General features: G+C 69.5%; 13 protein-coding genes. 10 read left to right on the forward strand and 3 right to left on the reverse strand.

Annotation, left to right across the window (positions count from 1 at the left end):
* Window positions 1-239 precede the first annotated feature (239 nt).
* Window positions 240-1,058 carry a lytic murein transglycosylase gene (locus tag ORI60_RS44465; protein ID WP_266044023.1) on the reverse strand — a complete coding sequence of 273 codons (819 nt, stop codon included), beginning with the start codon at window positions 1,056-1,058 and terminating at the stop codon, window positions 240-242.
* 315 nt (window positions 1,059-1,373) lie between these two features.
* A complete protein-coding gene (locus tag ORI60_RS44470; protein WP_258947270.1) occupies window positions 1,374-1,745 on the reverse strand; it encodes a tetratricopeptide repeat protein in 372 nt (123 codons plus the stop codon).
* A 321-nt stretch (window positions 1,746-2,066) separates the two neighbouring features.
* Between ORI60_RS44470 and ORI60_RS44475 the strand changes: the two genes are divergently transcribed.
* Both ORI60_RS44475 and ORI60_RS44480 read left to right on the forward strand, forming a co-directional pair.
* The gene (locus ORI60_RS44475; RefSeq protein ID WP_266044024.1) at window positions 2,067-3,584 is read left to right on the forward strand and encodes a BTAD domain-containing putative transcriptional regulator; all 1,518 of its coding nucleotides are present in this window, start codon (window positions 2,067-2,069) and stop codon (window positions 3,582-3,584) included.
* Window positions 3,585-3,634: 50 nt separating this feature from the next.
* Window positions 3,635-4,375, forward strand: coding sequence for an SDR family NAD(P)-dependent oxidoreductase (locus tag ORI60_RS44480; RefSeq protein WP_266044025.1), 741 nt, complete (start codon window positions 3,635-3,637; stop codon window positions 4,373-4,375).
* Here the strand turns inward: ORI60_RS44480 and ORI60_RS44485 are convergent.
* Complete coding sequence (locus ORI60_RS44485) at window positions 4,360-5,061, reverse strand: alpha/beta fold hydrolase (RefSeq protein ID WP_266044026.1); 702 nt, start codon at window positions 5,059-5,061, stop codon at window positions 4,360-4,362. The genes ORI60_RS44480 and ORI60_RS44485 overlap by 16 nt on opposite strands.
* Before the next feature lie 15 nt (window positions 5,062-5,076).
* On the opposite strand from ORI60_RS44485, the gene ORI60_RS44490 reads away from it, so the two are divergent.
* From ORI60_RS44490 to ORI60_RS44525, 8 genes are all read left to right on the forward strand, one after another.
* Window positions 5,077-6,300, forward strand: a complete 1,224-nt coding sequence (locus ORI60_RS44490; protein ID WP_266044027.1) for a cytochrome P450 — start codon at window positions 5,077-5,079, stop codon at window positions 6,298-6,300.
* Between the two features lie 25 nt (window positions 6,301-6,325).
* Complete coding sequence (locus ORI60_RS44495; RefSeq protein ID WP_266044028.1) at window positions 6,326-6,991, forward strand: hypothetical protein; 666 nt, start codon at window positions 6,326-6,328, stop codon at window positions 6,989-6,991.
* A gap of 151 nt (window positions 6,992-7,142) precedes the next feature.
* Window positions 7,143-8,429 carry a phosphopyruvate hydratase gene (eno, locus tag ORI60_RS44500; protein WP_266044029.1) on the forward strand — a complete coding sequence of 429 codons (1,287 nt, stop codon included), beginning with the start codon at window positions 7,143-7,145 and terminating at the stop codon, window positions 8,427-8,429.
* Window positions 8,430-8,442: 13 nt separating this feature from the next.
* Entirely contained in the window at window positions 8,443-8,937 is a 495-nt protein-coding gene (locus tag ORI60_RS44505) for an FtsB family cell division protein (RefSeq protein WP_266044030.1), read from the forward strand.
* The gene (locus ORI60_RS44510) at window positions 8,913-9,416 is read left to right on the forward strand and encodes a DUF501 domain-containing protein (protein WP_036016909.1); all 504 of its coding nucleotides are present in this window, start codon (window positions 8,913-8,915) and stop codon (window positions 9,414-9,416) included. The genes ORI60_RS44505 and ORI60_RS44510 overlap by 25 nt, the downstream gene beginning before the upstream one ends.
* Window positions 9,417-9,565: 149 nt before the next feature.
* On the forward strand, window positions 9,566-10,855 hold the full coding sequence (locus tag ORI60_RS44515) for a lytic transglycosylase domain-containing protein (protein WP_266044033.1): 1,290 nt from the start codon (window positions 9,566-9,568) through the stop codon (window positions 10,853-10,855).
* Between the two features lie 37 nt (window positions 10,856-10,892).
* Window positions 10,893-11,183 carry a hypothetical protein gene (locus ORI60_RS44520; RefSeq protein ID WP_266044031.1) on the forward strand — a complete coding sequence of 97 codons (291 nt, stop codon included), beginning with the start codon at window positions 10,893-10,895 and terminating at the stop codon, window positions 11,181-11,183.
* A 123-nt stretch (window positions 11,184-11,306) separates the two neighbouring features.
* Complete coding sequence (locus tag ORI60_RS44525; protein WP_266044032.1) at window positions 11,307-11,933, forward strand: hypothetical protein; 627 nt, start codon at window positions 11,307-11,309, stop codon at window positions 11,931-11,933.
* Window positions 11,934-12,062: the final 129 nt, after the last annotated feature.

Genomic DNA, 12,062 nt, shown 5'->3' on the forward strand with positions numbered 1-12,062 from the left:
GTCCCGTCACGAGTCGCACCCGAGCGGGCCACATCTGAAGGGGAGGGTCAAGTCGACGAAGAGCGTGTCGACTTGACCCTCCCCTTCAGATGCAGCAAGGGCTGAGGTGCGACTCGTGACGGGACCACCCCACCCGGACCGTTTGGTACGGACGGCTCGCCTTCGGCGTCGCGGTTGAGTTGGCTGGCTCGCCTTCGGCATCGCGTGCGGTTGGGAGTGCGGGCTGCTCGCTTGGTGCGCTACTGCGGGATGCTTGCCCTTGCGTAGGCGTCTGCTCCGCTGAACACGTTCTGGCCGTACTCCACCGAGTTGTTGTACGCGAGCACCGCTGCCCACCAGCCTTGGCCTGTGCCCAGGTCGCGTGCGCCGCCTCCGCAGAGGTAGCGGGCTGCGGTCAGGGCGGCGTCGTCGATGTTCTGCGGGTCTGCTGGGAGGCCGTCGCCTGCCGCTCGTTTCGCCCAGCGGTTCCAGGTGCCCGGGATGAACTGCATCGGGCCCACGGCGCGGTCCCAGGTGGTGTCGCCGTCCAGGCGGCCGCCGTCGGTGTCCCTGATCGCTTTCACGCCGGGGCCGCCGTCCAGGGGGATGCCGATGATCGGGCGGGACGGCAGGCCGTTCTCCTGCAGGCGGGCGCCGTTGATGTTGCCGTGGTGCGACTCGATCCTGCCGATGCCCGCGAGCGTTGCCCAGCTGATGCGGCAGGCCGGGGCCTCTCGTTGCATCGTCAGGTCTGCCTGCGCGTAGGCGTGCAGGGCTCGGGGTGGGATGTCGGTCTTCGACGCCACGCGCGTCGCCCATTCGTCCAGCGGGTTGGCGGTTGCCGTGGTGCCTGGGGAGGCGGCGCTGCCCGGTGCTGCTGCACCTGGTTCCACCTGCTGGATCGGGACCAGGAACGGGGGTGGGCCCAGTGGGGCCGCGTCCCTGCGGTTCAGGGCGCCCAGGCCCCAGGCGCCTGCCGCGACCACGACTATCAGCAGCAGCACCAGGACGATGCGGCCGAAGATGTTGCCTGAGCGGTTGCGGCGGACGGGTTCCTGGACTGCGGGCGGCGGGACCACGGCACCCAGGCTACGTGCTCCACGCCAGTGGCGACTGGGTGAAGCGTGATGAAACCGGCATTGATGGCGGCTTGATGATCAGGCGAGGCATTTTTGAATGTCGCCTGACCCGTTTGTGGAGGCGTGGGAAATGCTCGAAACAGTGCTTGCAAGAAGCATTCTTTTCGTATTCCCGATGAAAACGGCAGGGGTTGTGCGTCAGATGGTGTCGAGTCGGCGTCGCGACGGTGGTGGCGCTTTCCATCCACAAAGGACTCGATCGCGAACTGGTTGGCGCGCAGCGGACCTGGGTGCTTCGCGGCCCTGTTCCGGCGATCAGTTGCCCAGGGCGAGCCGGGCTTTGACCTCTCCGAGCGCTTCCTGGTACTCCGGTGACGGGTTCATCGCGACCGCCATCCGGAGCTGGGCCAGCGCCTCGGGGAGGCGGTTCTGCCGTTGCAGCGTCCTGCCGAGCGCGAATCGCGCGTAGTGATCGCTCGGATCGAGGTCGAGGACCTTGCGGAACGCCTCTTCAGCACGGTTGAGCTGCGCGGACCCGAGGTAGGCCCGGCCGGCCAGCAGCTGCACGGACGGCGCTTCGCCGGCCTCGTCCAGCACCTGCCTCAGTTCACGCAGCGCGTCGAGAGGCCTGCGCTGCGCCATCAACGCCTCGGCCTTCCGAAACGCTTCGAAGGTGCCGTCCGTCATTCGATCAACGTTACCCACCGCCTGCCGGTTCTTCGACTGCCGTCCGGGCGACAGAACTCGATTGAGTGGCCATGCCGAGTCCGAGCGCCTGACCGGCCACGACCACAGAGGACAGCGTGGAGAACACCGCGCCGGTCCAATCCGGACGCGGAACACCCAGGTGGCCACCACGGTCGCGAGCGCCGGCGTGCACGGGATGACCAGCACCGTCACCGCCGCGAAGCGGGGTTGGATCTGCTCGGGGCCAGCTCTGCCAGCCAGGCGGGAAGCGCGGAATGCCCGCGGGCGTTGTCACGTTGCATGAGCCTGCGCTTCTCACTGATGGGTCCGGTACGAGCCTGGCGCGACGATGAGGAGATCGATCTGGGTCCTCGGCAACAGCGGGCGGTGCTGGCGGCCCTGCTGCTGAACAACGGCATCCGGCTGAGCAACGACCAGCTGATCGGCATGGTCTGGGACGATCCGACGCCGAGCGCGGTCATGGCGCTGCGGACGTACATGTACAAGATCCGCAAGCTGCTGCCCGAGCTGGACCTCAGGTCCAAGGACGGTGGCTACACGCTGCGGGCCGAGATCTTCGACGACTGCCGTGACGAGCCGCTCGAGGGCCTGACCAGCACCTACTTCGAGGCTCAGCGGGTCAGGATCGGCAACGAGCGGCTGCAGTGCCGCGAAGCCCTGCTCGAACGCGAGATGGACGTCCTCGAACTGCAGAAGCACGTCGCCGCCTTCCCGCTCAGGGAACGGACGCGCGCCCTGCTCATGCAGGCCCTCTACCGCGACGGCAGGCAGGCCGACGCGTTGGAGCAGTTCCACCAGGCGCGCGCCCTGCTGAACGAGCAGCTCGGCCTCGAACCGGGGCCCGAGCTGCGCGAGGTGCACGCGCAGATCCTCCGGGGCGAGCTGAACCTGACGCGCCGGCCCGAGCAGCTGCCGCCCGGCCTGCCCGACTTCACCGGCCGCACGGACGAGATCGCGCTGGCGCTGCGGACCCTCCCGCGCACCGTCGGCATCACCGGCATGCACGGCAGCGGCAAGACCGCGCTGGCCACGCACATCGCGCATCTCGCCAAGCACGGCTACCCCGACGGGCAGATCTTCGTCCGCGGCAAGGACGTCGCCAACGAGTTGCTGCGCGCGGTCGGCGTCGAGAACCCCCACGGCGACAAAGCCGCGCTGTGGCGGGAGAAGGCGCGCGGCAAGCGGTTCCTGATCGTCGTCGACGACGTCCGCGACCCCGCCCCGATCGCCGAGCTCCACACGCCCGGTTCGGCCATGATCCTCACGAGCGTGCGCCGGTGGAACGAGCTGCCCAGCGTGACCTGGCTGAAGGTCGCGGGGCTGACCGAGGCGGAGGCGAACCAGTTCTTCCGCAAGGTCCTCGACCCCGCCAGGGCCGACGCCGAGGCGGACGTCACGAACGAGGTGCTGTCGCGCATCTCCTACCTGCCGAACCCCATCCGCGTGCTCGGCGGCAAGCTCTCCGGCCGCCCGAGCTGGACCGTGGGGATGCTGCTGGCCCAGATGAAGCGCGAGACGCGGCTCGGCGACGCCATCCCGTCGGACTGCATGGCCGTGCTGGCGCCGATGATCAGGGCGGAGGAGCAGCTCACCGAGCAGGAACGCCACCTGGCGCGGTGCTTCGCGCGCCGCGACGCGGACGTGATCGACGTGTGCGAGGCGGCGGAGATGTCCGGCGCCGACCCCGGCGCGATCGAGTACGTGCTGGAGTCGCTCGCCGACGTGCACCTGATCGAACCGCTGGTGCTCGGCCGGTACCGGCTGCCGCGGTTCGTTCGGATGTACTTCGGGTGGCGCGCACCCGTGCTGACCAGCTGATTCATCCGGAATTTATGGCCTGACGATCTGGTGTCGGCAAGTTCGGAGACATGTCAACCAAGGAACTCGCAGGCAAGAAGGCCCTCGTCACCGGCGCCACCTCCGGCATCGGCCGCTCCATCGCGGTCAAGCTCGCGGAGGCGGGGGCCACCGTCTACCTCACCGGTCGCCGCGCGGAGCTCGGCAAGGAGACCGTCGCGCTGATCGAGCAGGCCGGCGGCACCGGTCACTTCATCGTCTCGGACGTCGCCAGCGTCGACGACGTCCGCAAGCTGGCCGAGGAGGTCGGCGAGGTCGACGTGCTCGTGAACAACGCCGGCATCTTCCCGTTCTCGCCGACGCCCGAGCAGTCCGCCGACGGCTTCCAGCAGGTGTTCGACGTCAACGTCCGCGGCACCTACTTCCTCACCGCCGCCCTCGCCCCGGCGATGGTCGCCAAGGGCAAGGGCTCGATCGTCAACGTCTCGTCGATCGCGGCCGTGGTCGGCACGCCGGTCGGCTCCGTCTACAACGCCTCCAAGGCCGCGATGGACGCGCTGACCCGCTCGTGGGCCGTCGAGTTCGGCCCCGCCGGCGTCCGCGTGAACTCCGTGGCGCCCGGCCCGGTCGCCACCGACAAGGCCCTGGCGGAAGCCGGTGAGGTGTTCGACGCGATCGCGAAGGACCTTCCCCTCCAGCGCGTCGGCCAGCCCGACGAGATCGCGGAAGCCGTGCTGTTCCTGGCCTCCGAGAAGGCCAGCTTCATCACGGGCTCGGTGATCACGGCCGACGGCGGCTACGTCGCGGGCTGAGCCAGCACGGTGCGCAGGGACGAGGGCGACTCGACGTGCACGTTGTGGCCCGCGCCGGGGAACACGACCGGCTCGGGCACCAGCTCCCGCAGGTGCTCCTGCGGGCTCATCGGGTCGTTCTCACCCGCCGCCAGCACGACGTGGGCCTGCGCGGCCATGATCAGCCCGGCCATGTCCGGCCGGCCCACGCCGAAGGCCCGCATGTCCAGCGACGGCGTCCATCCACCGTCTACTTCGGACACACCGTGGGTCAGCCTCACGCCCGCCATCTTCGACGCCCGCTCGACCGCCTCCTCCTCGGTGGCGAAGACCTTCCCGGGCTTGGCCGCGAGCGCGGCCGCCTTCTGCAGCTCCTCGTCGGTCCACCGCACCTTGATCCCGACGCCGACGCACGTGGTCACCTCGACCCCGAACCACCCGCTCGCCAGCGCCAGCCCGACCACGCCGCCCAGCGAGTGCCCGATGATCGTCACCGGCTCGCGCGGGATCTCCTCCGCCACGGCGGCCGCGAACGAGCCGAACGAGTACCTGTCGATCCGCGCGCTCCGCCCGTGACCGGGCAGGTCGGGCACCAGCCAGCTGCCGGACCAGTCCTCCACGACGTCGTGCCACACCTCGCCGGTAGCGCCCAGCCCGTGCAGCAGCACCAGCAACGGCCCGCTTCCACCACGTTCGACATGAAGCACGTCAGAATCCGTTCTATGCCCAGGACCGATGCCGACCTCATCGTCGACCCGGACACGTATACCTCGGGAGTCCCGCACGACGCACTAACCCGGCTGCGTGAGAGGGACGTGGTGCGCATCGACGACTTCTGGGGGGTCTTCCGCCACGAGGACGTCCGGACGGTGCTGAGGACACCGACCGTCTTCTCCTCGCACCGCGGCGCCACGCAGATCCGCGACCCGCGGCCGGAGGACCTGAAGTACGTCCAGCGCATGATGCTCAACCAGGACCCGCCCTCGCACACGCGGCTCAGGCGCATGCTGACCAGCGCGTTCACCCCGCGGGCCGTGGCCAGGCTGGAGGACCGCGTCCGCGTGAACGCCCGCGAGATCGTCGCCGGCCTGTCCGGCGACTTCGCGGCGGACGTCGCCGACCTCCCGCTGCTGACCCTGGCCGACGTCTTCGGCGTTCCGCGCCAGGACAGAGCACTGCTCTACGACTGGAGCAACCGCGTGATCGGCTTCCAGGACCCCGACTACGCCCTGTCGTCCAGCTCCACCGCCGGCATGACCGACATGGCCCTGGCCGCGCTGGAGCTCCGCCCCGACGACGGTCGTGACCCGCGCGCCCGCGACGGCATGCCCGACCTCTACGCCTACGCGCACGCGCTGGGCGAGTACAAGCGCGCACACCCGTCCGACGACGTGCTGAGCAACCTCATGCGGGAGGACATCTCGCTGGAGGAGTTCGAGAACCTCTTCTGGCTGTTCTCCGTGGCGGGCAACGAGACCCTGCGCAACGGCATCCCCGGCGGCATGATCGCGCTGCTCTCGCACCCGGACCAGTACGAGCGCCTGCGCGCCGACCGCTCACTGCTTCCCCTTGCGGTGGAGGAGATGTTGCGCTGGTGGACGCCCGTCATGCACTTCCGCCGCACGTGCGTGCGCGACACCTCGTTGTCAGGTCAGGAGATCAGGGCGGGGGACAAGGTCGTCGTCTGGTTCTCCTCGGCCAACCGGGACGAGCGGGTGTTCACCGAACCGGAGAGGTTCGACGTGGGGCGGCGGGAGGCCGACCACCTGAGCTTCGGGCACGGTCCGCACTTCTGCCTGGGCGCGCAGCTGGCCCGGACGCAGATGCGCGCCGTGTTCGACGCGGTCCTGGACCTGCCGGGGGTGCTGGAGCTCGACGGCGAGGTCAGCCGGCTGCGGTCGAACTTCCAAAACGGTGTGAAGCACCTGCCGGTGCGAATAGCCTGATCGTTCCTTGGGGGGACGAAGGCAGATGAGACTCGTATCAGCCGTGTGCGCGATCGCACTGACGGCTTGCACGCCGACCGCGACCGATCCCGTGCTTCCGGCGTCCGTCACGCCGCCGGCATCGACACCGGACCTGGTGAAGGCGATCGACGTGAAGGTGAAAGCGGCGCTGATGCCGCCGGAGACCTTCGACGACGTCGGTGGCCGGTTCGAGTCGGACAAGCCGGAGCTCACCGCCGAGCCCGCCGCCGGAAAGGGCGATCTCAGCCGGGTGTGCGAGGGCGCGAAGGTCGACTCCGGCGTCTCGGCCTCGCGCAACCGGGTGTGGACGGGACCGGTGATCATCAACCAGATCGTGTTCGGGATGGTCGGTGCCGACGCGCGGCACGTTCTCGGCACCGTGCGGGACAAGGCCCGGTCCTGCCGGACGTGGGTCGACGCGGCCGGCAAGCCGGAGCGCGAGGTCAAGCCCGACGTGGACCTGCCCGAGCTCGAGGGCGTCGAGGGCTCGTACGCGTTCTGCAGCAGTCTCACCGAGATCTCGCCCCCGGTCTGGAGCTGCGAGGCCTTCCTCGTGCGCGGGGACCTCGTCGTCGGGCTCCGGGTCGTGTCCGGCGACGAGTCGACGGCGGTGCGGCACCTGCCCGAGGTGGCGCGACGCGGTGCGAGGACCCTGGCCGAGGTCGGCTGAAGCGCGGGTAGGCAGCACGTAGGGCGTCTGGCACGATTCAGTAGACAGGCGTGGCGGCCCCACTGTGATCTGACGGTGTCGAGCCCCGGCCGGTCACCTGGCCCAAGTAGGCTCGTCGCGAGACGAGACGCAGGAGAAACAGGGAGCGCAAGTGGCGGTCATCGAACAGGTCGGAGCACGCGAGATCCTGGACTCGCGCGGCAACCCCACCGTCGAGGTCGAGGTGGCGCTGGACGACGGCACGCTGGAGCGTGCGGCTGTTCCGTCGGGTGCTTCGACCGGTGAGCACGAGGCGGTGGAACTGCGGGACGGCGACGCCAAGCGGTACCTGGGCAAGGGCGTCGAGCGCGCGGTCACCGCGGTGCTCGACGAGATCGGCCCGGAGCTGGTCGGCATCGAGGCCGTCGAGCAGCGCGTCGTGGACCAGAAGCTCGTGGACCTGGACGGCACGCCGGACAAGGGGCGTCTCGGCGCCAACGCGATCCTCGGCGTGAGCCTCGCGGTCGCGAAGGCGGCGGCGACGAGCTCCGGCCTGGAGCTGTTCCGCTACATCGGCGGACCGAACGCGCACGTGCTGCCGGTGCCGATGCTGAACATCCTCAACGGTGGCTCGCACGCCGACACCGAGGTGGACATCCAGGAGTTCATGATCGCGCCGATCGGCGCGGAGACGTTCCGCGAGGGCCTGCGCTGGGGCACCGAGGTCTACCACGCGCTGAAGTCCGTGCTGAAGGGCAAGGGCCTCGCCACGGGTCTGGGCGACGAGGGCGGTTTCGCCCCCAGCCTCGGCAGCAACCGCGACGCGCTCGACCTGATCCTCGAGGCCATCGAGAAGGCCGGTTACCGGCCGGGCCGCGACATCGCGCTCGCGCTCGACGTGGCCGCCACGGAGTTCTTCTCCGACGGCGCCTACACGTTCGAGAAGAACAAGCGGTCCGCCGAGCAGATGATCGGCTACTACACCGAGCTGGTCCGCGACTACCCGATGGTGTCCATCGAGGACCCGCTGTCCGAGGACGACTGGGACGGCTGGGTCCAGATGACCGCCGAGCTGGGCGAGAAGGTCCAGATCGTCGGCGACGACCTGTTCGTCACGAACCCGGAGCGCCTGGAGGAGGGCATCTCCCGCCGCGCCGCCAACGCGCTGCTGGTGAAGGTCAACCAGATCGGCACGCTGTCCGAGACGCTCGACGCGGTCGCGCTGGCCACGTCGTACGGCTACAAGTCGATGATGTCGCACCGCTCGGGCGAGACCGAGGACACGACCATCGCCGACCTCGCCGTCGCGACCGGTGCCGGCCAGATCAAGACCGGTGCTCCGGCCCGCGGTGAGCGCACCGCGAAGTACAACCAGCTCCTGCGCATCGAGGAGAGCCTCGGCGACGCGGCGCGCTACGCGGGCGAGCTCGCGTTCCCGCGCTACACGCCGGAGAGCTGAGAGGCTGTAAGGCATGGCCGAGCGCGCGCGTCGTCCCCGCCGCCCCCGCGAAGAGCGGGAGGCGAGGCCCGCACGCGCGCGCAAGCCACCCCGTCCCAAAGCGCCGACGCGGCGCAGTGAGGGCACGGGTGGCGCGTTCGGGATGACCGGTACGCGGCGGGCCGCGATGTTCGCGATGGTGCTGTGCGCACTGGCGCTGAGCATCGCGGTCCCGTTGCGGACCTACCTCTCGCAGCGCGACGAGCTGCGCGACGTCGGCGCAGAGCAGCAGAAGCTGCGCGAGACGGTCGCCGCGCTGGAGAAGCGCAAGTCGGAGCTGCAGGACCCGGCGTACGTGGAGATCGAGGCGCGCAAGCGGCTGCACTGGGTGCGGCCCGGCGAGACGCCCTACATCGTGCAACTGCCGGGTGACGAGGGTCGCAACACGGAGACGGAGAGGCCGTCGGGCAAGCAGGCGGCAGAAGGGTCCTGGTACGAGGAACTGTGGGAATCGGTGACGCACAAGTAAGTGCTGCTGACCTGGAAACGGTCGCTCAGCAGCTCGGCCGCACGCCGCGCGGGACACGTGCGATCGCCTCGCGGTGCCCCAGCGGGCACCCGAACGTCGTGCAGACGGCGCCGCGGCTGCCCGACGGGACGCCGTTCCCGACGCTCTACTACCTGACCTGCCCGAAGCTGAACTCCCTGGTCAGCACGCTCGAAGGCGGCGGGCTGATGAAGGAGCAGCAGGAGCGGCTGGCCACGGACGCGGAACTCGCGGCCGCCTACCAGCGCGCGCACGAGTCGTACCTCGCGGAGCGCGACGCCATCGAGTCGCTGGGCACCCAGGTCACCGCGGGCGGCATGCCGGTCCGCGTCAAGTGCCTGCACGTGCACGTCGCACACGCCCTCGCGAAGGGCCCGGGGGTCAACCCCATGGGCGACGAGGCGCTGGCAATCTTGGGCGAGCAGGGCCTGTGGCCCGCAGGTGAATGTTCGGCGAGTTAACAGTCAACGGAACCGAACACACGCTTCACTCCGTCTTGGGTACACCTAGGCTTCGTAGTGGGGCAGGGTGGAACAGGACGACGGGGGCGTTCGCCGTAACTGCAGGACGGCGAGCCGCGATGACGCACGAGAGGTGAGTATTCGTGGCAATGGCCAAACTGCGTGGTCCGTCGGCGTTGAGCCCTAGGCAAAAGGGCTTCGCCGTCGCCGCGCTGGCTGCGATGCTCGCCCCCGCGATGATCGTCGGTACCAAGCTCGTCGACTGGGTCAACCTCGCCAAGCACGACGACATCGCTGTCTCGTTAGGGCCCGCCGACGTCTTCGGCGCCCTGCACCGCGACCCGTCCGAGCTGGGCGTCACCGGCCGCCTGCCGCTGTCCGAGGAGCTGAGCGCCGCGCTGCTCGCCGACCTCGAGGACGGCAGCATCGACGAGGGCGACCTCGACGAGGGCGAGCTGATCGACGACAGCATCGCCGGCGTGCACGACATCCCGGGCGTGATGGTCGACGCCTACCTCCGCGCCGCGGACAAGATGGGCGAGCTCGTCCCCGGCTGCAACCTCGACTGGTCGCTGCTCGCGGGCATCGGCAAGGTCGAGTCGGGCCACGCCAACAGCGGGCGCGTGAACGCCGTCGGCGACGCGACCCCGAAGATCCTCGGCCCGGTCCTCAAGGGCGGCCTCAACATCCGGGCGATCTCCGACACCGACAACGGCCGCTACGACGACGACACCACGTGGGACCGCGCGGTCGGCCCGATGCAGTTCATCCCGTCGACCTGGGCGAGCTTCAGCGGCGACCTGAACGACGACGGCGTCTCGAACCCGAACAACATCTACGACGCCGCGCTCGGCGCCGGCCGCTACCTCTGCGCAGGCGGCCTCGACCTGAGCAAGCAGCAGGACCGCGCGAAGGCCGTCTACCGCTACAACAACGACAACGACTACGTCGCGACGGTCCTCAGGTGGGCCAAGACGTACAGCGAGAACATCGACGCGTTGCCGCTTCTGCCGGACACCGGCAACGGCCAGCAGAACCCGCAGCCGGGCAACCCCGGCACGAGCAACCCGCCGACCAACGGCAACGGCAACACGAGCAGCCCGTCGAACCCGACTACGACGACCACCACCACGACCACCACGACGACGCCGCCGGCGAACTGCCCGACCACGACGACGGGCACGACCTCGCCCACCACGTCGACGACCACGACGACTCCGCCGCCGTCCTCGTGCACGACGACGACCACTACAACGCCGACGACCACGACGACGACGACCACGACGACGACCAACCCGCCGCAGACAGAGCCGTCGACGCCGCCGCAGACCACGTCGCAGCAGAGCACGCCGCCGGCCGGCTCCCTGTCGTCGACCGCCGACAGCAGCAGCCCCGCGGGCTCGACCCCGCAGAGCCTGGTCACCAGCACGCCCAGCTAGCCCGGCATGTCGCCGGGAGGCTCCTCACAGGTCGAAGATGACGGAGGAACCGGTGGTGGGACGGGCCCAGTCGCTCGGAGCCTTGCTCAAGTTCGCGGCGGACGATCAAGTCGCCTGGCGTGCGGTGGAGTCGGCCGGCCAGGGAATCGCGTTGTACGCGTTCAGCAACCGGTCAAACGCATCGGGCGACGCGATGAGCAGGTGGGAGTTCCTCCGCCGACTTGCCGCGGCCGAGGTGCTCATCGAGAACCTGGAAGCGGCCTGGAGTGCCTATGACGACGGGCAGCTCTCCCGGAAGGACGTCGTTCCGGAACTGGAGAAGGCGTGACCCGGAGGTGGTGGCTGACGCGCTGGCAGACATCCGGGCCTACCTCGCGAGCGAGCCGAACGTCGTGGCGGCCAAGAACGGCTGTGGGGGAGTGATTTCAAGCGTGTGAGGAAGGATGGTCGGGTGCTTTCGACCAGTGAGATCGACGTCATCAGGAGGGGGTGCGGTGAGCTCGACGAAGCCGGACTCACCGCGTTCTCCCTGGCCGCAGTGCACCGCGTGCTCCCCGTGTACCAGGTGTACGGCGAGATGGTCAGGGCTGCGCGGGGGCATGGTCCGGCGCATGACGCGCTCGTGGCCATCGCTCGGTTGCTCCGAGGAGAGGGCGGTCTGACCTCCGAGAAGGTCAGACCGGTCGTCGACGCGGCTCTGGCGGGCTTGGGGTCCGACCTTTCGAGGATCCACGGTCAGTCGAAGTTCGATCTTCCTGAAGCCCTCGCGGTGGAGGTCGTCACCGCCGTCACGGCGGCGCTGAACGGGTGGAAGAACGCGTCGGTCGACGAACGTCTCCAGGCCGCGACGGGTGCCCTCGAAGTCGACTCCGTGTGGTCTGAAGGGACTGCGGGAGAAACGGTCTCGTGGGAGCGCTTGACGATCCAGTACCAGCAACAGGTTCGCGACCTCGAGGAGTTGCGTTCGATCGACCCGACCACTGCGGCCAGCACCTGCAGAACCATCGCATATCGGTCCGAGCGCGAAGGGATGCCGTACCTGGACGGCATGGAGGAGCTCATGAAGCGGTTGCGCTGAGCCAGTTGGACCGATCACCGGGGCATCGGTAATCGGCATGAGGACGAGACGCGGCCGTGGGGGGGGCCCCCCCCCCCCCGCGGCCCCCCCCCCCGGCGGGGCGCCCGGGGGGGGGGCCGGGGGGGGGGC

The organism is Lentzea sp. NEAU-D7 (assembly GCF_026242055.1).
Taxonomy (GTDB): domain Bacteria; phylum Actinomycetota; class Actinomycetes; order Mycobacteriales; family Pseudonocardiaceae; genus Lentzea.

Coding starts and splice junctions, on each gene's coding strand:
- ORI60_RS44480 (WP_266044025.1), top strand. CDS start 3,635: ATGTCAACCAAGGAACTCGCAGGCAAGAAGGCCCTCGTCACCGGCGCC.
- ORI60_RS44475 (WP_266044024.1), top strand. CDS start 2,067: ATGGGTCCGGTACGAGCCTGGCGCGACGATGAGGAGATCGATCTGGGT.
- ORI60_RS44495 (WP_266044028.1), top strand. CDS start 6,326: ATGAGACTCGTATCAGCCGTGTGCGCGATCGCACTGACGGCTTGCACG.
- ORI60_RS44490 (WP_266044027.1), top strand. CDS start 5,077: ATGCCCAGGACCGATGCCGACCTCATCGTCGACCCGGACACGTATACC.
- ORI60_RS44505 (WP_266044030.1), top strand. CDS start 8,443: ATGGCCGAGCGCGCGCGTCGTCCCCGCCGCCCCCGCGAAGAGCGGGAG.
- ORI60_RS44515 (WP_266044033.1), top strand. CDS start 9,566: ATGGCCAAACTGCGTGGTCCGTCGGCGTTGAGCCCTAGGCAAAAGGGC.
- ORI60_RS44470 (WP_258947270.1), bottom strand. CDS start 1,745: ATGACGGACGGCACCTTCGAAGCGTTTCGGAAGGCCGAGGCGTTGATG.
- ORI60_RS44520 (WP_266044031.1), top strand. CDS start 10,893: ATGACGGAGGAACCGGTGGTGGGACGGGCCCAGTCGCTCGGAGCCTTG.